The sequence below is a fragment of the Leisingera methylohalidivorans DSM 14336 genome (assembly GCF_000511355.1).
GTDB lineage: Bacteria > Pseudomonadota > Alphaproteobacteria > Rhodobacterales > Rhodobacteraceae > Leisingera > Leisingera methylohalidivorans.
On sequence record NC_023135.1, the window covers coordinates 2,324,942 to 2,348,183 of the forward strand.

Below are 23,242 nucleotides of genomic sequence, written 5' to 3' on the forward strand. Positions count from 1 at the left end.
TTGAAAAGATGAAACAGGGCAGGCAGGCTCACCGGTCGATCTCCCCGAACACGACGTCCATGGTGCCGATGATGGCAGCGACATCGGCCAGCTGGTGGCCGCCGGCCACGTGGTCCATCGCCTGCAGATGCAGGAACCCGGGCGCGCGGATCTTGGAGCGGTAGGGTTTGTTGGTCCCGTCCGCCACCAGATAGACGCCGAACTCGCCCTTGGGCGCCTCGACGGCGGCGTAGACCTCGCCTGCGGGAACGTGGAAGCCTTCGGTGTACAGCTTGAAATGGTGGATCAGGCTTTCCATCGAGGTCTTCATGTCGCCGCGCTTGGGCGGGGACAGCTTGCCGCGGGCTATCACGTCGCCGGTGGCCTCGCGCAGCTTGACAATCGCCTGGCGGATGATCGAGGTCGACTGGCGCATCTCTTCCATCCGGCACAGATAGCGGTCGTAGCAGTCGCCGTTCTTGCCGACCGGGACCTGGAACTCGAACTCGTCATAGCATTCATATGGCTGCGCCCGGCGCAGATCCCAGGCAAGGCCGGAGCCGCGCACCATGACGCCGGAGAATCCGTATTGCTGGATCTCTTCCTCGGTCACCACACCGATATCGCAGTTGCGCTGCTTAAAGATGCGGTTTTCGGTCAGCAGCCCGTCGATGTCATCCAGCACCTTGGGAAATTCCAGCGCCCAGAGGTCGATATCATCAAGCAGATCATCCGGCAGATCCTGATGCACACCGCCGGGACGGAAGTAGGCCGCATGCAGGCGGGCGCCGCAGGCCCGCTCGTAGAACACCATCAGCTTTTCGCGCTCTTCAAAGCCCCACAGCGGCGGGGTCAGCGCGCCGACGTCCATCGCCTGGGTGGTGACGTTCAGCAGGTGGTTCAAGACGCGGCCGATTTCCGAATAGAGCACCCGGATCAGCTGGCCGCGGCGCGGAACCTCCACGCCGGTCAGTTTTTCGATGGCGAGGCACCAGGCATGTTCCTGGTTCATCGGCGCCACATAATCGAGGCGGTCGAAATACGGCAGGTTCTGCAGGTAGGTGCGGCTTTCCATCAGCTTTTCGGTGCCGCGGTGCAGCAGCCCGATATGCGGATCGCAGCGCTCGACGATCTCGCCGTCCAGCTCCAGCACCAAACGCAAAACCCCATGTGCTGCAGGGTGCTGCGGGCCGAAGTTGATGTTGAAATTGCGGATCTTCTGCTCGCCGCTAAGCGCGTCGACGCTGCCGTCGTCAAATTTGGAGCCGTCCATCATTTGCGACCTCCGTTATCCTTCGCCAATACGGCGCAACGAACAAGTCCAGAAAAGGCACCTTTGCTGAACTCTTCAGATCTTTTTAAAACGGGCATCGCCGCGCCGAGCATGGCCGCACAGCCTGCCAGCAAGGTTCCCGCTTCCGCCAGAGGTTCAAACCACATCAGCTTGCGCCCTCCTTTTCGTCGCCCGGCAGGATGTATTCGGCACCTTCCCACGGGGACATGAAATCAAACTGCCGGTATTCCTGCACCAGCTTCACCGGCTCATAGACCACGCGCTTTTGCGCCTCGTCATAGCGGACTTCGGTGTAGCCGGTGGTCGGGAAATCCTTGCGCAGCGGATAGCCGCGGAAACCGTAGTCGGTCAGGATCCGGCGCAGGTCCGGGTGGCCGGAGAACAGGATGCCGAACATGTCGTACACTTCCCGCTCGAACCAGTTGGCCGACGGGTGCACCTTCACGATCGAGGGCACCAGTTCCTCCTCGCGCACCGCGGTGCGCAGACGGATACGCTGGTTCCGGTACATCGACAGGAAATGATAGACGACATCAAACCGCTTGGCCCGGTCCGGATAGTCAACCGCAGTGATGTCCACCAGAGTGGAGAACTTGCAGTTCTGGTCCGATTTCAGAAACTCCACCAGACCGGCAATATTGGAAAGCGTCACATCGATATTCAGTTCGCCAAAGGAGATATCCCAAGCGACGACGCAATCGGGTCGTTTGGCTTCGATCTGCGCGCCGAGTTCATTCAGTGCTTCAGTCATCTGCTCTCTCCCGCCTTAGCGTACAAGGGTGCCGGTACGGCGGATCTTGCGCTGCAGCTGCATCAGGCCGTACAGCAGCGCCTCGGCCGTCGGCGGGCAGCCGGGCACATAGACGTCCACCGGCACAACCCGGTCGCAGCCGCGCACCACGGAATAGCTGTAATGGTAATAGCCGCCGCCATTGGCGCAGGACCCCATTGAGATCACATAGCGCGGCTCAGGCATCTGGTCGTAGACCTTGCGCAGGGCCGGCGCCATTTTGTTGGTCAGCGTCCCCGCCACGATCATCACATCCGACTGGCGCGGCGAGGCACGCGGCGCGATGCCAAAACGTTCGGCATCGTAGCGCGGCATCGAAGTGTGCATCATTTCGACCGCGCAGCAGGCCAGGCCGAATGTCATCCAATGCAGCGAACCGGTACGGGCCCAGTTGATGATGTCTTCTGCCGAAGTAAGCAGAAACCCTTTGTCCTGCAATTCGGCATTGAGGGCCTGGGTGGCAGTTTCCTTGTCCACACCCGCGGTGTTGGCTCCGGTCATCACTGCCATTCCAGCGCCCCTTTCTTCCATTCATAGGCAAAGCCGATGGTCAGCACGCCCAGGAACACCATCATCGACCAGAACCCTGTGTCGCTTATGTCCTTGAAACCGACGGCCCAGGGAAACAGGAATGCGATTTCCAGGTCGAAAATGATGAAGAGAATCGAGACCAGATAGAACCGGACATCGAATTTCATACGGGCATCATCAAAGGCATTGAAACCGCACTCATAGGCGCTGACCTTTTCCGGGTCCGGGTTGCGGACTGCCAGCACAACGGCTGCCAGGATAAGAACAATGCCCAAACCTGCCGCAACGGCCAGGAAAACCAGGATCGGCAGGTATTCCCTCAACATCTCTTCCAAGAGCAGCTCCTTTTCCCGGCGGTTTCCCGCGCGACGTCAATTGGCGTGTTGATTTGCCCTGTGCATACCCCTCCGCCCCCACAGCGTCAACTAAAGCAAGGTTAATCTACAAGGGTTTGTGACAGGAAACAGCACCGCCGCGGCATGCGCGTAATTCCTTAGTCATTTCATAAGGAAAGCGGCCGCGGAGGAAACCGCGGCCGCCACCGGAAGATGTATCGTTTACACCGGTTTTTCAGCCTTGCCAGACGGGTTTGCGCTTTTCAAAGAATGCGCTGATGCCCTCCTGCGCCTCGTCGCCTTCCCAGCGCGCAACAAGCGCCTTGATTGTATGATCAATCACCGCGTCATCAAGTTGCGGCCCCAGATCACGGGCGAGCTTTTTGGCGGCGGCGACAGCGCCGGGCGCGCAGTTCAGATAGGGTGCGACCTCCGCTTCGACCGCCTCCGCCAGCTGGTCTGCGGGCACGGCTTTTGCCAGCAGCCCCAGCTCCACCGCCTCGGCAGCGCCGAACAGACGGGCCGACATGAACACGCGCCGCGCTTTGGCTTCGCCCATGCGGGCAATGACATAAGGGCCGATGGTGGCGGGAATCAGTCCCAGCTTGGTCTCGGTCAGCCCCATCTTCAGATGGTCCGCACCGATGGCAACGTCGCAAACCGAAGCCATTCCGACACCGCCGCCAAAGGCATTGCCCTGCACCGCGCCGATCACCGGCTTGGCCAGGGTATTGAGCGCCATCAGCATCTCAGCCAGCACCCGCGCCTCGCGGCCGCGGGTTTCGGCATCCGCCTCCATCTGCGCCCGCATCCAGCCCAGATCGCCGCCGGCGCAGAAACTTTTGCCGGCACCGGTCAGCACCACCACACGGACGGTCCCGTCTTCGTTCAGCCGCCGGGCCGCCAGAATCAGCTCCTGCAGCATCTGTCCGGACATGGCATTGTGCTTATCAGGACGGTTCAGGGTCAGGGTGCAGACGCCACGGGCGTCGGTGTTCAGGGTGATCGTTTCGAACATCTTGCTTCTCCGCTGAAATTTTACTGCCGGCTGCGCATGGACCGGGCCAGAAGCGCGGCCTCTGCCAGCACATCCGCGTCCAGGCCGGTGTCATAGCCAAGGTCTGTCAAACGCCTGTGAACCGCCTCAGTGGCGACATTGCCCGCAGCGCCCGGCGCGTAAGGGCAGCCGCCCAATCCGCCTACAGCAGCATCGAAAACCCGTACGCCCTGATCCAGCGATGCCTCGATATTGTCGAGTGCCCGGCCGGAGGTGTCGTGATAGTGGCCCGCCAGATTCTTTGCAGGCACCCGTGCTGTGACAGCTTTCAGCATCGCCGTAATCGCGTCCGGCGTACCTCGCCCGATGGTGTCCCCCAGCGAGATCTCATAGCAGCCCAAGGCAAACAGGCGCTCGGCCACTTCAGCAACTTTCTGCGGCGCGGTGACCCCGTCAAAGGGGCAATCGGTCACGCAGGAAACATAGCCGCGCACCGGCAGGCCGATTTCCTTTGCAGCCTCCAGAATGGGCAGAAAGCGCATGATGCTTTCCTCGATTGTCGCGTTGATGTTGGCCTTGGAAAACCCTTCAGAGGCCGAGGCGAACACCGCAATCTCGTCCGCCTTGGCAGCGACGGCATCCTCGTAGCCGCGCATGTTGGGCGTCAAAGCTGCATACCGCACGCCGGGCGCGCGGGCGATGCCAGCCAGCACCTCGGCGCTTCCCGCCATCTGCGGCACCCATTTCGGCGACACGAAGCTGGCCACCTCGATCCGCGAAAACCCGGCCCGGCTCAGGCAATCCGTCAGCGCCACCTTCTCCGCCACCGGGATTTCGCGCTTCTCGTTCTGCAGCCCGTCCCGCGGACCGACTTCGAAAATCTCGACACGCTCAACCATTGCCGGGCCTCCTGCTTCTTTCTGGTCCTAAATACTCAAATGCCAACAGCTGCCGCGGGCGCACGGTCAGCCGTCCCCCTCCTCTTCCAGACGCACAAGCGCCGCGCCGGCCTCAACCTGATCGCCCGCGCCGGCCAGCACCTCAGCCACCACACCGTCACGGGCGGCCAGCAGTGAATGCTCCATTTTCATCGCTTCCAGAATGGCAAGCCTGTCACCCTCTGCCACCGGCTGGCCGACTTTAGCAAAAACGGCTTTGACCAGCCCCGGCATCGGCGCCTCAATCACATTCCTGTCGCCCCCCGCAGCCGCATCCCGGTCCAGCGGGTCCACAACAGTGAATTCCAGGCCGTATGCGTCAAACACCGTGATCAATGCGCCGGCCTCAGAGGTTACGGGCATCCGGCGTCCTTCAATGCGCCAATGCCCCTGGCTGCGTTCGGCCAGCACGGTTTCGCCATTCACAGTCCACAGCTGCCGGTCCGGCCCGTCCACCTGCACGTCCGCCGTGAACTCTTCCTCCGAATGGCTGAGCGTCACCGCACGGTGCAGCGGCCCCCAAAGCGTGAAACCGGTCTCCGGCGCGGCATCCACCAGACCAAGCGCCACCATGCCAGCGGCCGCTTTGTGGCGCAGCTCTGCCTTCGGCGCAGCCACCAATTCCTCCAGATCGCGCGCAATCAGGCCGGTGTCCACGTCGCCCTGCGCAAACCCTTCATGCGCAGCCAGCGCACCGAGGAAAGCAAGGTTGGTGACGGTGCCGCCGACCTGGGTTTCCTCCAGCGCACGGGCCAAACGGGACAGCGCCACCCTGCGGGTGGAGCCATGCACGATCACCTTGGCAATCATCGGATCATACCAGGGGCTGATGGCGTCGCCTGCCCGCACGCCGCTGTCCGCCCGGCACTCGGCCGGGAAAGACAAATGGGTAAGCGTGCCGGTGGCCGGAAGAAAGCCCTTGGGCACGTCTTCCGCATAAAGCCGCGCCTCAAACGCGTGGCCGGTGATCGTCAGGTCTTCCTGCCGGGCAGGCAGGCGCTCACCTGAGGCGACCCGCAGCTGCCACTCCACCAGATCGACACCGGTGATCAGTTCGGTCACCGGATGCTCCACCTGCAGGCGGGTGTTCATTTCCATGAACCAGAAGCCGTCGCTGCGCAGGCCGTCCGAGCCATCGACGATGAATTCGACGGTGCCTGCGCCCTTGTAACCGATCGCTTCAGCCGCGCGCACGCCGGCCCGGCCCATTGCTTCGCGCATCTCCGCCGTCATGCCCGGCGCAGGGGCTTCCTCAATCACCTTCTGGTGGCGGCGCTGAAGCGAACAATCGCGCTCGAACAGATGCACCGCACGGGTCCCGTCACCAAAAACCTGCACCTCGATATGGCGGGGCTGCTGGATGTATTTCTCGATCAGCACATCCGGGTTGCCAAAGGCCGTGGTGGCCTCGCCTTGCGCGCTTTTCAGGGCATCTGCGAACTCCGCCGGGCTCTCGACCAGCCGCATCCCCTTGCCGCCGCCGCCGGCCACGGCCTTGATCAGCACCGGATACCCGATCTTGCCCGCTTCTTCCTGCAGGAAGTCCGCGTCCTGATTGCTGCCGTGATAGCCGGGCACCACCGGCACGCCGGCCTCTTCCATCAGCGCCTTGGCCGCATCCTTGAGGCCCATCTTGCGGATCGCATCTGCGGACGGGCCGATAAAGGTGAGGCCGGCAGCCTCTACCGCATCAACGAATTTCGGATTTTCGGACAGGAAGCCGTAACCGGGGTGGATCGCCTGGGCGCCGGTTTCCTGCGCCACGCGGATGATCTCATCGCCGCGAAGGTAACTGTCGGCGGGGGCCGGGCCGCCGATATGCACCGCCTCATCCGCCAGGGCCACATGTTTCGAGGCTGCATCGGCGTCGGAATATACCGCCACTGTCCGCACGCCCATGGCGCGGGCGGTTTCCATCACGCGGCAGGCGATTTCGCCGCGGTTGGCAATCAGGATCTTGTCAAACATGGGGTTGGTCCTTTGTCTGGATCGCCGGACCGGGGGCGCTGCCCCCGGACCCCCGAAGTATTTCGCGAAAGATGAAAGCCCGGAGGCTTACATCCGGAAGACGCCGAATTTGGTCTCTTCGACCGGGGCATTCAGGGCGGCGCTGAGCGACAGCGCCAGCACGTCGCGGGATTTGCGCGGGTCAATGATGCCGTCATCCCACAGCCGTGCCGAGGCATAAAGCGGGTGGCTCTGCTCCTCGAACATGTCGATGGTGGGCTGTTTGAAGGCAGCTTCCTCCTCAGCGCTCCAGCTGCTGCCCTGGCGTTCGATGGCGTCGCGTTTCACCGTCGCCAGCACGCCCGCTGCCTGCTCGCCGCCCATCACCGAGATGCGGGAGTTGGGCCAGGTCCACAGAAACCGCGGCTGGTAGGCGCGGCCCGACATGCCGTAGTTGCCGGCGCCAAAAGAGCCGCCGACCAGCATAGTGATCTTGGGCACGTTGGTGGTGGCGACCGCCGTCACCATCTTGGCGCCGTGACGGGCGATGCCCTCGTTCTCATATTTGCGGCCGACCATAAAGCCGGTGATGTTCTGCAGGAACACCAGCGGGATCTTGCGCTGCGAGCAGAGTTCGACGAAATGGGCGCCCTTCTGCGCCGCCTCCGAAAACAGGACGCCGTTGTTGGCAATGATGCCGATCGGGCAGCCCTTGAGGTGGGCAAAGCCGGTCACCAGCGTCTCGCCGAAGCGCGGCTTGAATTCGTCAAAACGGGAGCCGTCGACCAGCCGCGCGATCACCTCGCGGATGTCGTAAGGCGTGCGCAGGTCGCCGGGCACAACGCCGAGGATTTCCTCGGGGTCGTAGGCGGGCTCCTCGGGGCTGGCCCAGTTCACCGTCAGCGGCCTGGTGATGTTCAGCGATTGCACCGCACGCCGCGCCAGCGCCAGCGCGTGGGCGTCATCCTCGGCCAGATAATCGGCCACGCCGGACAGGCGTGTATGCACGTCGCCGCCGCCAAGATCTTCGGCGCTGACGACCTCGCCCGTTGCGGCCTTCACCAGCGGCGGACCTGCCAGGAAGATGGTGCCCTGTTCCTTGACGATGATGGTGACGTCCGACATCGCGGGGACATAGGCGCCGCCCGCGGTGCAGGAGCCCATGACAACGGCGATTTGCGGGATGCCCTTGGCCGACATCCGGGCCTGGTTGTAGAAAATGCGGCCGAAGTGGTCGCGGTCGGGGAAGACCTCGTCCTGGTTCGGCAGGTTGGCACCGCCGGAGTCGACCAGGTAGATGCACGGCAGCCGGTTCTCCTCGGCAATCTCCTGCGCGCGCAGGTGTTTCTTGACCGTCATCGGGTAATAGGTGCCGCCCTTCACGGTGGCATCGTTGCAGACCACCATGACCTCTTGGCCCTCGACCCGGCCGATGCCCGCGACAACACCTGCACTGGGGGCGGCGCCGTCATACATGGCATGCGCAGCCGTGGCGCCGATCTCAAGGAACGGCGAGCCGGGATCGAGCAGGTTTGCCACCCGGCGGCGCGGCAGCATCTTGCCGCGGCTTTCATGCCGGGCGCGGGATTTCTCGCCGCCGCCCATGCGCGCGGCCTCGGCCGCCTCGCTGATCTGCGCCAGCGCTTCGAGATGCGCCTCGCGGTTCTGCTTGAAGCCTTCGGAGGAAGGCATCGCCTTGGATGTGAGTTTCATGTCCACTCTCCCGTTATAGGGTTGAGATCTTTACTTCCGGTTGGCGCCGCGTACGCCGGGTATGCAACACCCTGGGTCATTGATCAGCCTCCCCCGCCGCCCGCGCCTTCAGCTCCTTGCGGATCACCTTGCCGGTCACGGTCATCGGCAGCGCGTCCAGGAATTCCACCTCGCGCGGGTAGGAATACTGTGCGAGGCGGTCCTTGACGTAATCCTGCAGTTCCTGCGCCGAGGCCTGGGCCCCGTCTTTCAGCACCACATAGGCCTTGACGATCTCGGTGCGCAGCGGATCGGGCTTGCCGACCACGCCCACGGTGGCCACCGCCGGGTGGGTCAGCAGGCAATCCTCGATTTCGGCCGGGCCGATGCGGTAGCCGGCCGAGGTGATCACATCATCCTCGCGGCCCACAAAGCGCAGATAGCTGCCTTCCCAGATGCCGCGGTCGCCAGTCAGCAGCCAGTCGCCGCGGAACTTGGCAGCGGTTTCTTCGGGGCGGTTCCAGTATTGCAGCAGCATCGAGGCCGAACCGCGGCGGATGGCGACGTCGCCCTCGCCCTCTGCCGGGTTGCCGTCTTCGCCGATCACCGCCACTTCATGCCCCGGCACCGCTTTGCCGATGCAGCCCGGGCGCGGTTCGAAACCGGCAGCGCAGGAGGAGGCCACCATGTTGCATTCGGTCTGGCCGTAGAATTCGTTGATGGTCACGCCCAAGCAACGCCGGCCCCAGGCGAGCATCTCCGCGCCCAGGGGCTCTCCGCCGGAAGCAACAGAACGCAGGCCGCCGAGCCCCTGCCCCGCTGCCTTGAGCATCCGCAGCGCAGTTGGCGGGAAGAATATATTGCGCACCCCGGCCTTGGCGATCAGATCGGCGCAAGCTTCGGGCGTAAATTTGTCCAGCCGCGCCGCAACCACCGGCACGCCCAGCGCAAGGCCCGGCATCAGCACGTCGAACAATCCGCCGATCCAGGCCCAGTCCGCCGGGGTCCACAGCACGTCGCCCTGCTGCCCGAGGTAATCATGGCTGATGGCAACGCCCGGCAGGTGGCCGGTCAGCACCCGGTGGCCGTGCAGCGCGCCCTTGGGGCTGCCGGTGGTGCCGGAGGTATAGATCAGCACCGCAGGCGTATCAGGCGCAGTCTCGGCAAAGGGCACCGGCGCGCCGTCCATTCCGGCGCTATCGACCATCACCGCATCGGCCAGATCGCCCAGCAGTTCCGCGCCTTCGGGGTCCGTAAAGACAAAGCGCACGCCTGCATCGCCTGCACGGGAGGCCAGTGCATCACGCTTGAACAGTTTGAACAGCGGCACCGAAATGCCGCCCGCCTTCCAGACCGCCAGATGCGCCGCCGCGCACCAGGGCGACTGGCTGAGCAGCACCCCGACCCGGTCACCCGGCTGGATACGGGTCAGCAGGCAGCGGGTCAGGCCATCCACCATCCCGGACAGGTCGCCATAGGAAATGTCGCGCCGCTCCGCGCCTGTCATGTCGATCAGCGCGGTCTGTTCCGGCGGGCGGGACAGGCACTGGCGGGCCATGTTCAGCTGTGCCGGCAAATCCCAGCTGCCGTCAGGGCGCAGGCCCGGAAAATCTTGCGGTTCAGCCATCATAGCTCCATTCGCTGCACGGAACGCGGGCAGCTCTGCCCCGGGACCCTGCGCTGCTGCCGGCCCCGTGGATCACATGGTTCCCATCAGCTCGCGGCCGATCAGCATGCGGCGGATTTCGCTGGTGCCGGCGCCGATTTCCATCAGCTTGGCATCGCGGAAAATCCGGCCCACCGGGTTGTCGGACAGATAGCCCGCACCGCCGAAAGCCTGCACCGCCTGATGCGCCTGGGTCATCGCGACCTCGGAGGAGTAGAGGCAGCAGGCCGCCGCGTCCTGACGGGTCACCGTGCCCTTGTCGCAGGACTTGGCCACTTCATAGACATAAGCCCGCGCCGAATTCATCGCAGTGTACATGTCGGCGATCTTGGCCTGCATCAGCTGGAAGTTCCCGATCGGCTGGCCGAACTGCTTGCGCTCTTTCATATAGGGCATCATCTCGTCCATGCAGGCGGCCATGATGCCGGTGCCGATGCCCGCGAGCACCACGCGCTCATAATCCAGCCCGGACATCAGGACGCGCACGCCCTTGCCCTCTTCGCCAAGGATGTTCTCAAACGGAACCTCGACGTCCTCGAACACCAGTTCGGCCGTGTTGGAGCCGCGCATGCCCAGTTTGTCGAAGTGCTTGGAGGCGGAGAAGCCCTTCATCTCTTTTTCGATCAGGAAGGCGGTCATGCCTTTGGAGCCGGCATCGGGATCGGTCTTGGCATAGACCACCAGGGTATCGGCATCCGGACCATTGGTGATCCAGTATTTGTTACCATTCAAACGGAAGTGGTCATTGCGCTTTTCCGCCCGCAGCGACATGGAGACCACATCGGACCCCGCGCCGGCCTCGGACATTGCCAGCGCACCGACGTGCTCGCCCGAGATCAGCCGCGGCAGATACTTGGCCTTTTGTTCGGCGTTGCCGTTCAGCTTGATCTGGTTGACGCAAAGGTTGGAATGCGCGCCATAGGACAGCGACACAGAGGCACTGGCGCGGGCGACTTCCTCGACCGCAACCGTGTGGGCCAGATAAGACATGCCGGCGCCGCCGAATTCCTCCGGCACGGTGATCCCCAGCAGGCCAAGCTCGCCCATTTCTTTCCAAAGTTCCGCAGGGAACTCGTTGTTCTGATCGATTTCCTGCGCCAACGGCTTGACGCGGTCCTGCGCCCAGCGGTGAACCGCGTCGCGCAGTGCGTTCACATCCTCACCAAGATCAAAAGTCATGCTTGCGTTGAACATCCCGCGGGACCTCCCGGTTAGAGCCGATTATATGAACACTTGTTCAATTCAATAAACGAGCCCCCGATTCGGGTCAATCGTGTTCCTGCGAGGCGGTACAAACGGCAACGGGCGGCCCCTGAATGGCCGCCCGCAACAAACCGACCAACAGGGTCAGCGGATCACATGGATCACAGTGCGGCTGTCTGCTTCAACCAGCACCGGGAGGCCATTGAGATAGACGTAACGGAACTTGGAATCCGGAACCTCCGCCAGCTGGACCTGCTCTGGAATCACGACACCTGTCACCACCTCACCTTGCACGTAAACCGGCTCGGTGGCGTTGCTGCGCACATAGGTCACCACCTTCTCGTCCGGCACAGCAGCCTCACCCGCGATGGACCCTGCAATGGCCCCGGCGACAACACCAGCCGGTCCTGCAATCAGGCCGCCGGTGACGGCACCGCCGACAGCACCCAGCGCAGCATCGTTTGCGCCGGTCTCGGTGCTGGTATAGGTCACTGTGTTGAATTTCACCGGGCTGTCCTTGGCGACAACCGGCACATATGTATCGGCAAGATTGCCGGTCAGGTATTCGCCATAGGCCCAGCCGTCTGCACCCTCATAGCCGACCTTGCACCAGTTGCTTTCCTCAAGGCAGCCCTCAAGATCAACCGAGCCATCGGCAGAGATCACCCCAATGATCTCGTGCTGCGGGCCTGGGCCTGCGCGCAGGTTCAGGTCGGTCACAGCCTGCACTTTGACCCCGGCCCACACCGGGGCGGCCAGCAGGGCCAGAGCGGAAGCGGTCAAGGCGCGTTTGGGCGTAAACATTGTGTTCTCCTCGATATCAGTTCTGCATGAAGGCGCGTTTTTTGCGCCATTGCGGACAGACAACGTGCGCTTCCAAAAAAGGTTCCCCGGATCGTTTTGCCATTTGAGCGCGTTGGGTTAGCAGTAACGGGACAGACCGGCACACAGCAGATTGCGAGGATATAGACTGATGAAGCGATTGAACCGGACAGCCGCAGCCCTGACCTGCCTGCTGGGCCTGCCCGCCGCAGCTGAAGAAGTCGGGGAGATCGGCGTCGATTGGGTGGGAAATGACATCATCATCGAGGCCATCGCCGACCCCAAGGTCAGCGGCGTGACCTGCCACATCGCCTATTTCGAGCGCGGTTTGCTTGACAGGCTGTCAAAGGGGAACTGGTTCGAGGATCCGTCCAACGCTTCAATCGCCTGCCGCCAGACCGGGCCGATCACAATAGGCGACATCGACCGCGGCCGCGATGGCGAGGATGTATTCCGGGCGTCCCGCTCCATCATTCTGAAATCGCTGCGGGTGAAGCGGATTTTCGATGAGGCCAACCAGACCCTGATCTATGCTGCCCACGCAGCAGAGCTGACCGATGGCTCCGCCAAGGTTTCGATCTCGACGGTGCCGCTCTATCAGGCGGACTGATAGACCGCAGATACCTCAGCACGGATGATGCGGGCGATCTGGGCGCAATCCTCCACACTGAACGTCAGCGGCACCCGCATGTCGATGATACCTGCCAGGACACGGTCGCTTTGCGGAAGACGCGGTGTTTCCGCATAGCGCCAGCTGTCATAACGGGAGGTGAAAGCCACCGGCTCCGGCGTGCCGAACCATTTCAGCTCCACCCCGCGGGCAGCACAGCGGCGGACCGCCTCCTGCACGGCGTCCTCGGACCAATCCAGCAAAAGGAACTGGATCGAGGAGCCGACATAGACCTCCTTTGCGGGACGCGCCACCACGGTCAGGCCCGGCGTGCCGCGCAAGCCGTTCTCAACTTCGCGGTACCGCACGTTCCAGCGTTCCACCTGGGTGTCCAGATCGCGCAGCTGCGGCCGCAGGATGGCGGCGCGCAGGTTGTCCATCCGACCCGAGATGTTGGGGGTCTCGTACTTCACCTGCTCGAAGACCTCCGGCGGCGGCGCGGCCATGTGGCGGCCATAGAGCATATAGGAGCCGGACAGCATGATGGCGCGGGCGGCGATTTCCGCATCGTCGGTGATCAGCAGGCCGCCCTCGCCCGAATTCACATGCTTGTAAGTCTGGCAGGAATAGCAGCCGACAGCGCCGTGGCGGCCCGACAGCACGCCATTCCAGGACGCCCCCATGGTGTGAGCGCAATCTTCGATCACGGTGATGCCGGCCGCGTTGCAGATCTCCATCAGCCGGTCCATATCGCACAAATGCCCGCGCATGTGGGACAGCATCAGCACCTTTGCCCGATCCGCCTTGGCCGCAAGATCATCCAGGTCGATGGTCAGGTTCTCAGCCACCTCCACAAACACCGGCTCCGCCCCGACCGAGGCGATTGAGCCCGGCACCGGCGCCAGCGTGAAGGCATTGGTCAGAACCTTATCGCCGGGTTTCACCCCGGCCGCCCGCAGCGAGGTCGCCAAAGCATAGCCGCCCGAGGCAACGGCCAGGCAGTATTTCGCGCCCATCTGCGCCGCGAACTCCTGCTCCAGCAGCGCGGTTTCCCCTGCCTCGCCTTCTGCCACATTGTAACGGTGCAACCGCCCGCTGCGGAGCACCGCCAGCGCGGCCTCGATAGCGTCTTCGGAGATGGGTTCCTGCTGGGTGAAAGACCCGGAAAATATTTCGCTCATGCGGCGTTTGTGAGCCGCAGCCCGCGGCCGGTCAAGAGGGAAGCGGGATGGACGATTTTCCCGAAACTAAGTTGCGGGATCACGCAATCAGCCGTTCGACAACCTCAGACAGGTCCTCAAACCGGTGCAGCAGTGCCTCGGGCTTGAGCGCCGCCATGTCATCACCTGAGGGGCCAAAGGTCACCAGAACCGACGGCACGCCCGCGTTGGCCGAGGTATTGCGGTCCGTATCACTGTCGCCCACAAGCAGCGTGCGGGCCGGATCGCCCCCCGCCCTGCGCGCGGCTTCAAACAGCGGTTCCGGGTCAGGTTTGCGCACCGGCAGCGTGTCGGCCCCCACCAGCGACGCAAAGGCATCGCGCACGCCCAGGCTGCGCAGCAGCTGATCCGCCAGCGCCTCGGGCTTGTTGGTGCAGATACCGACGCCGAAACCTGCGGTTTTCAACGCCTCAACCGCCGCCATCGCGCCGGGATAGAGGGCTGTGTGATGGTCGATGGCACCCCGGTAGGCCTCCAGCAGCAGCGGATAGAACTCATCCACGGTGGCTTCGTTGAACTGGTTCGTCCGCCGGAGACCATGGCTCAGCATCATCCGGCCGCCGCGCAGGGCGATGCCAGCATCCTGCGGATGGGTCAGCACGTCGCCCAGCCCCATTTGCCGGAAACAGGCATTGGCCGCCGCCAGCAGGTCGCCCGAGGTATCGGCCAGCGTGCCGTCGAGATCGAAGATGACTGTCCGCATGATCCGTCCTTTCGGCATCTTTCCGCCGCCGCATGTTGCAGGCCGCAATCTTGTTTGATGGCGCTGTCCCTTGCGCCCCGCCCCCCAGCGGATAAAACGGAAGCGATAAAAAGACAAAGAGAAAAGCGATTATGAGCATTGCCCTTGTCATCCTGGCGGCCGGAAAAGGCACCCGGATGAACTCTGACATTCCGAAAGTCCTGCACCCGATCGCACAAGCACCGATGCTGCAGCACGCCATGGCCGCGGGCCGCGCGCTGGAGCCGGAGCGCAGCATTATCGTGGCAGGCCACGGGGCAGAGGCCGTGCGGGCATCCGTCGCCGGCATCGACGAAACGGCCGAGGTCGTTCTGCAGGAAGAGCAGCTGGGCACCGCCCACGCCGTGGATCAGGCCCGCGCCGCGCTGGAAGGCTTTTCCGGCGATGTGGTGGTGCTGTATGGCGACACGCCTTTTGTCAGTGCGGCCACACTGGAACGCATGATCGAGGCCCGCCAGCGCGCCGATCTGGTGGTGCTGGGGTTCGAGGCCGCCGATCCGGGCCGCTATGGCCGCCTGGTGATGGAGGGCGACAGCCTGGAACGGATCGTCGAATTCAAGGACGCGAGCGAAGCGGAGCGCGCCCTCCGCTTCTGCAATTCCGGGCTGATGGCCTGCGACGCGGGGATGATGTTCGAGCTGATTGCCAAGGTCGGCAATGAAAATGCCTCGGGCGAGTATTACCTGACTGACCTGGTGGAATTGGCGCGGCGCGAAGATTTGAAGGTTACCGCGGTTTCCTGCGATGAAGCCGAAACGCTGGGCGTCAACTCCCGCGCCGAACTGGCACAGGCGGATTCGCTGTTTCAAACGCGTGCCCGGGCAGAGCTTCTGGACCTCGGTGTGACCCTGATGGCGCCGGAAACTGTCTACCTGGCCTTTGACACCATCATTGGCCGCGACACGGTGATTGAGCCCAACGTGGTCTTCGGGCCCGGCGTGACGGTGGAAAGCGGCGCCCTGATCCGCGCGTTCTCGCACCTGGAGGGCTGCCACATCAGCCGTGGTGCCAAGGTCGGCCCATACGCCCGGCTGCGTCCGGGGGCAGAACTGGCGGAGGACACCCACATCGGTAATTTCGTCGAGATCAAGAACGCGGAAATCGCAGAAGGCGCCAAGGTTAATCACCTCAGCTATATCGGCGATGCTTTTGTTGGCGCTGCATCAAACATTGGCGCAGGCACGATTACCTGCAACTATGACGGCGTGATGAAGCACCGTACCGAGATCGGCGCCCGTGCCTTTATCGGATCGAACACCATGCTGGTGGCACCGGTCCGGGTCGGAAACGAGGCGATGACCGCTACAGGCGCGGTGATCACTAAAAATGTCGAAGACGGCGATCTGGCCATAGCCCGCGCCGAACAGACCAACAAACCAGGGCGCGCGCGCAAGCTGATGGATATGCTGCGCGCCAAAAAGGCCCGTCTTCAGAAGGGAGCCAAGTGATGTGCGGCATTGTCGGTGTTCTGGGAAATCACGAGGCTGCCCCGATCCTGGTCGAGGCGCTGAAGCGGCTGGAATACCGCGGCTATGACAGTGCTGGAATAGCCACCGTCAACAAGGGAGAGCTGCGCCGCCGCCGGGCGGTGGGCAAGCTGGTGAACCTTTCCGACCTCCTGGTGCACGAACCGCTGGCCGGCAAGGCCGGCATCGGCCACACACGCTGGGCCACCCATGGCGCGCCCTCGGTCAGCAACGCGCATCCGCACCGTGCGGGCGCTGTGGCCGTGGTCCACAACGGCATTATCGAGAACTACAAGGACCTGCGCGCCGAACTTCTGGACTGCGGGTTGGAGTTCCGCACCGAGACCGACACCGAAACCGTCGCCCTGATGGCCGAACGCTATCTGCAGGAAGGCCTCTCCCCTGCCGATGCCGCCTTTAAGACGCTCGATCAGCTGGAAGGCGCCTTTGCGCTGGCCTTCCTGTTTGACGGCGAGGAAGACCTGATCATCGCTGCCCGCAAGGGCTCGCCGCTGGCAATCGGACATGGCGACGGCGAAATGTTCGTGGGCTCGGATGCCATCGCCCTGGCGCCGCTGACCGACCGGATCACCTATCTGGAGGAGGGCGACCGCGCTGTTGTCACCCGCGCAGGCGCTGAAATCCGCAATACCCGCGGCGAGCTGGTGAACCGCGAAACCAAAACCATCCAGATCGATGCCGCCCAGGTCGACAAGGGTGGCCACAAGCATTTCATGGCCAAGGAAATCGCCGAGCAGCCGCATGTGATCGCCGAGGCGATCCGCCATTACCTGCCGGTCGAGGAAGACGCTGTGCGCCTGCCGGGCGGAGGCGTGGACTTCTCTGGTGTCGAGCGGCTGACCATGGTTGCCTGCGGCACCGCCTATTACGCCTGTGTCACTGCCAAATACTGGTTTGAGCAGATTGCGCGGCTGCCGGTCGAGGTCGATATCGCCTCTGAATTCCGCTACCGCGAACCGCCGATCCCCGGCAAGACGCTGGCGCTGTTTGTCTCGCAGTCGGGTGAAACCGCCGATACCCTGGCGGCGCTGCGCTATTGCCAGGAAAAGGCGGACAAGATCCTGTCGGTGGTCAATGTCTCCGAAAGCTCCATCGCGCGGGAAAGCGATCTGGCTCTGCCGATCTTTGCCGGGCCGGAAATCGGCGTGGCGTCCACCAAGGCCTTTACCTGCCAGCTGACAGTTCTGCTGGCGCTGGCGCTGAAAGCCGCCTGCGACCGCGGCCATCTGAGTGCTGAGGGAATGGCGGAGTATGCCACAGCCATCCGCGGCCTGCCCAACGTGCTGTCCTCTGCGCTGGAACAGAACGATGCGATCCGCTTGGCGGCACAAAAGGTGAGCGAGGCCCGCGACGTCCTGTTCCTGGGCCGCGGCCTGATGTTCCCGCTGGCCTTGGAGGGCGCGCTGAAGCTGAAGGAGATCAGCTATATCCACGCCGAAGCCTATGCGAGCGGCGAGCTGAAGCACGGCCCCATCGCATTGATCGACAAGAACATGCCGGTGGTGGTGCTGACGCCCAAGGACGCGCTGTTCGACAAATCTGTCTCCAATATGCAGGAGGTGCTGGCGCGCAAGGGCAAGGTGCTGATGATCTCCGATCAGAACGGCATTGACGAGGCCGGAGACGATGTCTGGTGCGCGATCCGGATGCCCCGGGTGAAGGAAGCGCTGACCCCGATCCTTTATGCGATCCCGGCGCAGCTGCTGGCCTATCACACCGCCGTGGCCAAGGGCACTGATGTGGACCAGCCGCGCAATCTGGCGAAGTCCGTTACCGTGGAGTAGCACCCGGTGGCCAAGCAGTTTAACCGGATCAATGAGGATCACGCGCGTTTCATCGCTGCGCAGCATATCTTCTTTGCGGGAACCGCCGCGGCGGAAGGCCGGGTGAACATCTCGCCCAAGGGCATGGACAGCCTGCGGGTGATGGACCCGAACCGGATCGTTTGGCGCAATCTCACCGGCAGCGGCAACGAGACTGCGGGGCATCTGCGCCAGATGAACCGGATGACGCTGATGTGGTGCAGCTTCGCGACGCGGCCGCTTATCCTGCGGGCCTATGGCTCGGCCCGCACCCTGCATCCCCGCGACCCGGAATTTGCGGACCTCAATGCGCTGTTCCCTGCCAATCCGGGCCCGCGTCAAATCTACGACCTGAGCGTGGAAATGATTCAGACGTCCTGCGGCTACGCGGTGCCGTTCCTCGATTACGCCGGCGAACGGGACACATTGGACAGGGTGACCGAACCGCTGGGCCGGGACGGGCTGCACACATTCTGGGCGGAGCGCAACCTGACCACTATTGACGGGCAGCCGACCAACATTTTCGGAGATATTGATGACGCTGGATGACGCTCTTGCCAGTTTGAAAGCGCAGGCAGAACCCGGCCGCGCCGAGCAGATGGCCGCCTATCACAAGCAAAGCCGCGCAGTTCTGGGCGTGCCCAACCCGGCTGCCAATGACCTGACCAGGACTTGGCGGCAGGCACTCTCGCTCGAAGAACGGGTTAATCTGGCACGCGCACTGTGGGAGTCGGATATCTTCGAAGCCCGCATCGCCGCTGCCAAACTGCTGACCCAGGCGCGGATCAAAGAGGATGCGCCCGTTTGGGAGCTGCTGCAGGCATGGGTGCCCGGATTTGACAGCTGGGCCATTGCCGATCACGCCTGCTCCGCCATTTCAAAACGTCTGCAAGCTGCACCGGAACGGCTGGACACTGTCGAAGCCTGGACCCGGTCGGACCACATGTGGTCCCGCCGCGCGGCCCTTGTGGCCACCCTGCCCTGGGCCAAGATGAACAACCTGAAGCCCGCGGATCATCAGCACCGTGAACGCATCCTGGGCTGGGCGGCCTTTTATGTGCCGGACCGGAACTGGTTTATCCAAAAGGCCATCGGCTGGTGGCTGCGCGACCTCAGCAAGCATGACGCCGAGCGCACCCGCGCATTTCTGGCGGAACATGGAGCAGCCATGAAACCCTTCGCCCGGAAGGAAGCGGCGAAATACCTGAAGGACGATTAGGCGCGCCCCGCGGCAACGAGGCGGGCGCCTTTCCGCTCTTAACAAAATTCAGCCGGCGGGCAGCACCTGCACTTCGGCCAGTTCGGTCAGCGGCAGGTTCAAGGCGCGCATGGCGCCAATCGACAGGCGGCTGCCGCCGGTCGCCGCGCCGGATGCCGGTTTCAGCGTCAGCACCACCTGGGTGTTGCGGCTGGTGCGCACCAGGGCCTGCTGTTCAGCTGCCACCAACGGTGTTTCCATCCACAGCCCCGGCAGCGACGGGTCGCCCAGCGACGCCACCGTGGTCGCGGATCCGCGGAATGACGGCGCGGCGGGCAAACCCGGGTCCGCCTCCACCGCATCGACGCCGGGGGCAGGCTGCAGCACCGGGTCCAGCGGCTCTGACGAGGCCGGCGCCCCCTGGCCGCCAAGAATGGAGGAATTGAGCTGGATACCGTCGCAGGCCGCCAGCAGGGAAATCGAAGCAAGGGAAATGACTGTCATACGCATAGGGCGAGCCTAGCTTTCAGCGAAACTCTTTGCCAGACACAAATGCCGTCCCCCCTTGCCGCGGGCGCTGCCCCGCTTTACCTAAGAAGCATGACAGCTCCGCTTATCGATCCCTTCGCCCGCGCAATCACTTACCTGCGTGTCTCGGTCACCGACCGCTGCGACTTCCGTTGCGTCTATTGCATGTCGGAGAACATGACCTTTCTGCCCAAAAAGGATTTGCTGACGCTGGAGGAGCTGGACCGGCTGTGCTCCACCTTCATCCGGCTCGGCGTGCAAAAGCTGCGCATCACCGGCGGCGAGCCGCTGGTGCGCCGTGGCATCATGACGTTCTTTGACGCGATGAGCCGCCATCTGGACACCGGCGCCTTGAAGGAGCTGACGCTGACCACCAATGGCTCGCAGCTGGTGAAATACGCCGATGACCTTTATGCTGCGGGGGTGCGCCGGGTGAATATCTCGCTCGACACGCTGGACGAACAGAAATTTGCCGATGTCACCCGCTGGGGCCGCCTGCCGCAGGTGCTGAAGGGGATTGACGCCGCCCAAAAGGCTGGCCTCAAGGTCAAGATCAACGCCGTGGCGCTGAAGGGGTTCAACGAAAAAGAACTGCCCTCCATCACCCGCTGGTGCTCTGAGCGCGGGCTGGACCTCACTTGGATCGAAGTCATGCCGATGGGTGAGGATATCGGCGCCATGGAGCGCATCGGCCAGTACTGGTCGCTGGAAGACGTGCGCGCGGAGTACGAGAACCACTACACTGTCACCGATCTGGCCGAACGCACCGGCGGTCCGGCCCGCTATGTGCGGCTGGAGGAAACCGGCCAGAAAATCGGCTTTATCACGCCGCTCTCCCATAATTTCTGCGAAAGCTGCAACCGGGTGCGCGTGACCTGCACCGGTGAGATCTACACCTGCCTCGGTCAGGAAGGCAAAGCCGACCTGCGCGCGCCGCTGCGCGCAAATGAAGAAGGCACCGGCATCCTGGAAGCTGCGATACGTGCCGCCATCGGAGACAAGCCCCGCGGACATGATTTTGATTATTCCCGGCAGGAGGCCGGCGGCCAGATATCCCGCCATATGAGCCACACCGGCGGCTGAACATGTCCAGTGACACGCCTGCGCGGCCGACGCTGCTCTACTCGCTTTATTGCGGCGCCAGCGCGTTGATCGCGCCCTTTGCCTGGCGCAAGGTCGCGGCCAAGCTGCGCAATTACGGCTTGCCCGAAAAGCGCGTACGCGAGCGTCTGGGCCATGCCTCCCTGCCCCGCCCCTCCGGGCGGCTGATCTGGTTCCATGCCGCCTCGGTCGGCGAGAGCCTGTCGGTGCTCACTCTCATCAAACGCATGGGCGAACAGGCGCCGGAGGCGGAGTTTCTGATCACTTCCGGCACCCCGACGTCGGCGGAATTGATCGCCAAACGGATGCCGCCGCGCTGCCGCCACCAGTTTCCGCCGCTGGACACCGCGGCCGCAGTGGACCGGTTCCTGGCGCACTGGCGCCCCGATCTGGGGGTATTTGTCGAAAGCGAGCTGTGGCCGCAGATGCTGGTGCGGGCGCGTAAGGGAGGCTGTCCGCTGGTGCTGCTGAATGCGCGGCTGTCAGACCGCTCGGTCGAGGGCTGGAAGAAACGCCCCGAAACGGCGCGCTACATCCTGGACCAATTCGACCTGCTGGTGACCCAGAACCAAAAAACAGCTGCGAACCTGCAGGCGATGGGCGCGGCCGCGGGCCGCATCCGCCCCGGCAGCAACCTCAAGGCCGCCTCTGCCCCGCTGCCGGTTGATCCGGACAGCCTTGGCAAAGTGCGTGGCAACATCGGCGCTCGCCCGGTATGGGTAGCCTCCTCCACCCATGAGGGCGAGGAAGAGATCGTGCTGCAGGCGCATAAACTGCTGTTGAAACAGCATCCGGACCTGTGCCTGCTGCTGGCCCCCCGCCATCCGGAGCGCGGCAGCACGGTAGAAACTCTGGTGAAAGACGCTGGCCTCAGTTGCGCGCGCCGCAGCAAGGGCGTGATGCCCGGGACCGCGACGCAGGTGTATCTGGCCGACACGCTCGGCGAGGTTGGCACATGGTATGCGCTCTGCCCCCTGGTGTTTCTGGGCGGTTCCTTGCGCGAAATCGGCGGCCACAATCCGTTTGAACCGATGCAGGCAGGCGCTGCGGTGATCACTGGCACGGGCCACTACAATTTCGCCGAAACCTATGCCGAGCTGACCGCAGCGGGTGCCGCCGCTGAGGTGCGATCCGCTGCGGACCTGGCGGATCAGGTCGCCCAGTGGCTGGAACAGCCGGAAACATTCCAGGCCGCACGCGATGCCGCAGGGCAGTTCATCTCCCGCCAGTCGGATCAATTGGACAAGACGGTGGACGCCCTGCTGGCGCTTCTGCCCGCCAGGAGGCCATGATGGCACAGATTGACGCCAACACAATCGAAGTCATCGCCCCGAATTTCAAGCGCCGCCTGTCCGGAGTGACCTCGACGATCGTGCGGCTGGTGCCTTTGCAGCGCCGGCAGATCGCCATTGCCACCGCAGGCGCCGGCCTGCCGGGGGAGATGCCGCATCTGTCGGCAGCCCAGCTCATCTTCATGAACCGCAACGGCCCGGCCGGCGCCCGCGTCTGGCACGCCCGCCGCAATGTCGAAATGCTGGGCGGGCTGGCATTGAAATACCTATTGGGCAAGCGGCTGAAACTGCTGTTCACCTCTGCCTCCCAGCGGCATCACTCAGGCTATACCAAATGGCTGATTTCGCAGATGGACCGGGTGATCGCCACCTCAGCCAAGGGGGCCGCTTACCTGGATAAACCGGTTCAGGTGGTGCACCACGGGATCAATACCGAAGAGTTCTGTCAGCCCGCAGACAAAGCCGCACTGCGCCGTGAACTGGGCCTGCCGGAGGATGCCGTCCTGATCGGATGCTATGGCCGGATCCGGGCGCAGAAGGGCACCGACGTATTTGTCGGCGCCATGCTGGAGGTGCTGAAGACACACCCTCAGGCCGTCGCCCTGGTGATGGGCCGCGCCACCGAAAAACATGCGGCATTTGAAAAGGAGCTGCGCGCCAAGGTGGATGCCGCAGGCCTGTCAGACCGGCTGCTGTTCCCGCCCGAGGTGCCGGTGTGGGAGGTTTCCCGCTGGTATCAGGCGCTGGATCTCTACGTGGCGCCGCAGCGCTGGGAGGGCTTTGGCCTTACCCCGCTGGAGGCGATGTCCTGCGGCGTGCCCGCCGTGGCCACCCGTGTTGGCGCCTTCGAGGAACTGATTGCGCCGGGTGAGACAGGCCAGCTGATCGATCCCGGCGACACCGGGCAGATGGTCGAGGCGATCGACGGGATCCTGTCCGCCGAAGGGCGGCTGCAACAATGGTCAGCGGCGGCACGCAAACACGCCATAACCAATTTCGCATTGGAGAAGGAGGCCGACGCACTGGTCGCCATCTATCGCGAATTGCTGGAACATTAAGGCAGCCCTC

23 protein-coding genes are annotated in these 23,242 nt (G+C 63.5%); 8 read left to right on the forward strand and 15 right to left on the reverse strand.

What is annotated here, in order from left to right:
• Nucleotides 1–28: 28 nt before the first annotated feature.
• The 12 genes from METH_RS11595 to METH_RS11645 form a co-directional block, all read right to left on the reverse strand.
• Nucleotides 29–1,252, reverse strand: coding sequence for an NADH-quinone oxidoreductase subunit D (locus tag METH_RS11595; protein ID WP_197538839.1), 1,224 nt, complete (start codon nt 1,250–1,252; stop codon nt 29–31).
• Nucleotides 1,252–1,419: a hypothetical protein gene (locus tag METH_RS23935; protein WP_156927481.1), complete on the reverse strand. Its 168-nt coding sequence runs from the start codon at nt 1,417–1,419 to the stop codon at nt 1,252–1,254. Before METH_RS23935 ends, METH_RS11595 begins: the two co-directional genes overlap by 1 nt.
• On the reverse strand, nt 1,419–2,024 hold the full coding sequence (locus METH_RS11600) for an NADH-quinone oxidoreductase subunit C (protein ID WP_024090666.1): 606 nt from the start codon (nt 2,022–2,024) through the stop codon (nt 1,419–1,421). The genes METH_RS23935 and METH_RS11600 overlap by 1 nt, the downstream gene beginning before the upstream one ends.
• A gap of 15 nt (nt 2,025–2,039) precedes the next feature.
• The gene (locus METH_RS11605) at nt 2,040–2,573 is read right to left on the reverse strand and encodes a NuoB/complex I 20 kDa subunit family protein (RefSeq protein WP_024090667.1); all 534 of its coding nucleotides are present in this window, start codon (nt 2,571–2,573) and stop codon (nt 2,040–2,042) included.
• On the reverse strand, nt 2,564–2,929 hold the full coding sequence (locus METH_RS11610) for an NADH-quinone oxidoreductase subunit A (RefSeq protein ID WP_024090668.1): 366 nt from the start codon (nt 2,927–2,929) through the stop codon (nt 2,564–2,566). The genes METH_RS11605 and METH_RS11610 overlap by 10 nt, the downstream gene beginning before the upstream one ends.
• A 235-nt stretch (nt 2,930–3,164) precedes the next feature.
• Nucleotides 3,165–3,947, reverse strand: coding sequence for a crotonase/enoyl-CoA hydratase family protein (locus METH_RS11615; protein ID WP_024090669.1), 783 nt, complete (start codon nt 3,945–3,947; stop codon nt 3,165–3,167).
• A 20-nt stretch (nt 3,948–3,967) separates the two neighbouring features.
• Nucleotides 3,968–4,825 (reverse strand): hydroxymethylglutaryl-CoA lyase, encoded by an 858-nt coding sequence (locus METH_RS11620; RefSeq protein WP_024090670.1) that lies wholly within the window; start codon nt 4,823–4,825, stop codon nt 3,968–3,970.
• 66 nt (nt 4,826–4,891) lie between these two features.
• Nucleotides 4,892–6,832, reverse strand: a complete 1,941-nt coding sequence (locus METH_RS11625) for an acetyl/propionyl/methylcrotonyl-CoA carboxylase subunit alpha (RefSeq protein WP_024090671.1) — start codon at nt 6,830–6,832, stop codon at nt 4,892–4,894.
• A gap of 87 nt (nt 6,833–6,919) precedes the next feature.
• Nucleotides 6,920–8,524 (reverse strand): carboxyl transferase domain-containing protein, encoded by a 1,605-nt coding sequence (locus tag METH_RS11630; protein WP_024090672.1) that lies wholly within the window; start codon nt 8,522–8,524, stop codon nt 6,920–6,922.
• A gap of 76 nt (nt 8,525–8,600) precedes the next feature.
• Entirely contained in the window at nt 8,601–10,130 is a 1,530-nt protein-coding gene (locus tag METH_RS11635) for an AMP-binding protein (RefSeq protein ID WP_024090673.1), read from the reverse strand.
• Nucleotides 10,131–10,202: 72 nt separating this feature from the next.
• Complete coding sequence (locus METH_RS11640; RefSeq protein ID WP_024090674.1) at nt 10,203–11,363, reverse strand: isovaleryl-CoA dehydrogenase; 1,161 nt, start codon at nt 11,361–11,363, stop codon at nt 10,203–10,205.
• A gap of 153 nt (nt 11,364–11,516) precedes the next feature.
• The gene (locus METH_RS11645) at nt 11,517–12,176 is read right to left on the reverse strand and encodes a DUF1236 domain-containing protein (protein ID WP_024090675.1); all 660 of its coding nucleotides are present in this window, start codon (nt 12,174–12,176) and stop codon (nt 11,517–11,519) included.
• A gap of 169 nt (nt 12,177–12,345) precedes the next feature.
• Here METH_RS11645 and METH_RS11650 point away from each other — a divergent pair, with 169 nt between their 5' ends.
• Nucleotides 12,346–12,804: a CreA family protein gene (locus METH_RS11650; RefSeq protein WP_024090676.1), complete on the forward strand. Its 459-nt coding sequence runs from the start codon at nt 12,346–12,348 to the stop codon at nt 12,802–12,804.
• Here METH_RS11650 and METH_RS11655 read toward each other — a convergent pair.
• Together METH_RS11655 and METH_RS11660 are read right to left on the reverse strand one after the other, a co-directional pair.
• Nucleotides 12,792–13,985, reverse strand: coding sequence for a DegT/DnrJ/EryC1/StrS family aminotransferase (locus METH_RS11655; protein ID WP_024090677.1), 1,194 nt, complete (start codon nt 13,983–13,985; stop codon nt 12,792–12,794). The two genes, METH_RS11650 and METH_RS11655, sit on opposite strands and share 13 nt — an antisense overlap.
• Nucleotides 13,986–14,064: 79 nt before the next feature.
• Nucleotides 14,065–14,727 carry an HAD-IA family hydrolase gene (locus METH_RS11660; RefSeq protein WP_024090678.1) on the reverse strand — a complete coding sequence of 221 codons (663 nt, stop codon included), beginning with the start codon at nt 14,725–14,727 and terminating at the stop codon, nt 14,065–14,067.
• 131 nt (nt 14,728–14,858) lie between these two features.
• On the opposite strand from METH_RS11660, the gene glmU reads away from it, so the two are divergent.
• The 4 genes from glmU to METH_RS11680 are packed head-to-tail and all read left to right on the forward strand — an operon-like array spanning nt 14,859 to nt 19,274.
• Complete coding sequence (gene glmU, locus METH_RS11665) at nt 14,859–16,214, forward strand: bifunctional UDP-N-acetylglucosamine diphosphorylase/glucosamine-1-phosphate N-acetyltransferase GlmU (protein WP_024090679.1); 1,356 nt, start codon at nt 14,859–14,861, stop codon at nt 16,212–16,214.
• Nucleotides 16,214–18,037 (forward strand): glutamine--fructose-6-phosphate transaminase (isomerizing), encoded by a 1,824-nt coding sequence (glmS, locus tag METH_RS11670; protein WP_024090680.1) that lies wholly within the window; start codon nt 16,214–16,216, stop codon nt 18,035–18,037. Before glmU ends, glmS begins: the two co-directional genes overlap by 1 nt.
• Before the next feature lie 6 nt (nt 18,038–18,043).
• A complete protein-coding gene (locus METH_RS11675; RefSeq protein WP_024090681.1) occupies nt 18,044–18,604 on the forward strand; it encodes a pyridoxamine 5'-phosphate oxidase family protein in 561 nt (186 codons plus the stop codon).
• The gene (locus tag METH_RS11680) at nt 18,591–19,274 is read left to right on the forward strand and encodes a DNA alkylation repair protein (RefSeq protein ID WP_024090682.1); all 684 of its coding nucleotides are present in this window, start codon (nt 18,591–18,593) and stop codon (nt 19,272–19,274) included. The genes METH_RS11675 and METH_RS11680 overlap by 14 nt, the downstream gene beginning before the upstream one ends.
• 48 nt (nt 19,275–19,322) lie before the next feature.
• Here the strand turns inward: METH_RS11680 and METH_RS11685 are convergent, their stop codons facing one another.
• On the reverse strand, nt 19,323–19,763 hold the full coding sequence (locus METH_RS11685; protein WP_024090683.1) for a hypothetical protein: 441 nt from the start codon (nt 19,761–19,763) through the stop codon (nt 19,323–19,325).
• A 90-nt stretch (nt 19,764–19,853) separates the two neighbouring features.
• Here METH_RS11685 and moaA point away from each other — a divergent pair, with 90 nt between their 5' ends.
• Genes moaA through METH_RS11700 form a run of 3 tightly spaced genes read left to right on the forward strand, consistent with a single transcriptional unit; the run spans nt 19,854 to nt 23,232 of the window.
• Nucleotides 19,854–20,864, forward strand: a complete 1,011-nt coding sequence (gene moaA / locus METH_RS11690; RefSeq protein ID WP_024090684.1) for a GTP 3',8-cyclase MoaA — start codon at nt 19,854–19,856, stop codon at nt 20,862–20,864.
• Nucleotides 20,865–20,866: 2 nt separating this feature from the next.
• On the forward strand, nt 20,867–22,174 hold the full coding sequence (locus tag METH_RS11695; RefSeq protein ID WP_024090685.1) for a 3-deoxy-D-manno-octulosonic acid transferase: 1,308 nt from the start codon (nt 20,867–20,869) through the stop codon (nt 22,172–22,174).
• Entirely contained in the window at nt 22,174–23,232 is a 1,059-nt protein-coding gene (locus METH_RS11700) for a glycosyltransferase family 4 protein (RefSeq protein WP_024090686.1), read from the forward strand. Before METH_RS11695 ends, METH_RS11700 begins: the two co-directional genes overlap by 1 nt.
• Nucleotides 23,233–23,242: the final 10 nt, after the last annotated feature.

What these genes read in the sequence shown, in the direction of transcription:
- METH_RS11595 (WP_197538839.1), bottom strand. Translation starts at nt 1,252, where the DNA reads ATGGACGGCTCCAAATTTGACGACGGCAGCGTCGACGCGCTTAGCGGC.
- METH_RS23935 (WP_156927481.1), bottom strand. Translation starts at nt 1,419, where the DNA reads ATGTGGTTTGAACCTCTGGCGGAAGCGGGAACCTTGCTGGCAGGCTGT.
- METH_RS11600 (WP_024090666.1), bottom strand. Translation starts at nt 2,024, where the DNA reads ATGACTGAAGCACTGAATGAACTCGGCGCGCAGATCGAAGCCAAACGA.
- METH_RS11605 (WP_024090667.1), bottom strand. Translation starts at nt 2,573, where the DNA reads ATGGCAGTGATGACCGGAGCCAACACCGCGGGTGTGGACAAGGAAACT.
- METH_RS11615 (WP_024090669.1), bottom strand. Translation starts at nt 3,947, where the DNA reads ATGTTCGAAACGATCACCCTGAACACCGACGCCCGTGGCGTCTGCACC.
- METH_RS11620 (WP_024090670.1), bottom strand. Translation starts at nt 4,825, where the DNA reads ATGGTTGAGCGTGTCGAGATTTTCGAAGTCGGTCCGCGGGACGGGCTG.
- METH_RS11625 (WP_024090671.1), bottom strand. Translation starts at nt 6,832, where the DNA reads ATGTTTGACAAGATCCTGATTGCCAACCGCGGCGAAATCGCCTGCCGC.
- METH_RS11630 (WP_024090672.1), bottom strand. Translation starts at nt 8,524, where the DNA reads ATGAAACTCACATCCAAGGCGATGCCTTCCTCCGAAGGCTTCAAGCAG.
- METH_RS11635 (WP_024090673.1), bottom strand. Translation starts at nt 10,130, where the DNA reads ATGGCTGAACCGCAAGATTTTCCGGGCCTGCGCCCTGACGGCAGCTGG.
- METH_RS11640 (WP_024090674.1), bottom strand. Translation starts at nt 11,363, where the DNA reads ATGTTCAACGCAAGCATGACTTTTGATCTTGGTGAGGATGTGAACGCA.
- METH_RS11645 (WP_024090675.1), bottom strand. Translation starts at nt 12,176, where the DNA reads ATGTTTACGCCCAAACGCGCCTTGACCGCTTCCGCTCTGGCCCTGCTG.
- METH_RS11650 (WP_024090676.1), top strand. Translation starts at nt 12,346, where the DNA reads ATGAAGCGATTGAACCGGACAGCCGCAGCCCTGACCTGCCTGCTGGGC.
- METH_RS11655 (WP_024090677.1), bottom strand. Translation starts at nt 13,985, where the DNA reads ATGAGCGAAATATTTTCCGGGTCTTTCACCCAGCAGGAACCCATCTCC.
- METH_RS11660 (WP_024090678.1), bottom strand. Translation starts at nt 14,727, where the DNA reads ATGCGGACAGTCATCTTCGATCTCGACGGCACGCTGGCCGATACCTCG.
- glmU (WP_024090679.1), top strand. Translation starts at nt 14,859, where the DNA reads ATGAGCATTGCCCTTGTCATCCTGGCGGCCGGAAAAGGCACCCGGATG.
- glmS (WP_024090680.1), top strand. Translation starts at nt 16,214, where the DNA reads ATGTGCGGCATTGTCGGTGTTCTGGGAAATCACGAGGCTGCCCCGATC.
- METH_RS11680 (WP_024090682.1), top strand. Translation starts at nt 18,591, where the DNA reads ATGACGCTGGATGACGCTCTTGCCAGTTTGAAAGCGCAGGCAGAACCC.
- METH_RS11685 (WP_024090683.1), bottom strand. Translation starts at nt 19,763, where the DNA reads ATGCGTATGACAGTCATTTCCCTTGCTTCGATTTCCCTGCTGGCGGCC.
- moaA (WP_024090684.1), top strand. Translation starts at nt 19,854, where the DNA reads ATGACAGCTCCGCTTATCGATCCCTTCGCCCGCGCAATCACTTACCTG.
- METH_RS11695 (WP_024090685.1), top strand. Translation starts at nt 20,867, where the DNA reads ATGTCCAGTGACACGCCTGCGCGGCCGACGCTGCTCTACTCGCTTTAT.
- METH_RS11700 (WP_024090686.1), top strand. Translation starts at nt 22,174, where the DNA reads ATGGCACAGATTGACGCCAACACAATCGAAGTCATCGCCCCGAATTTC.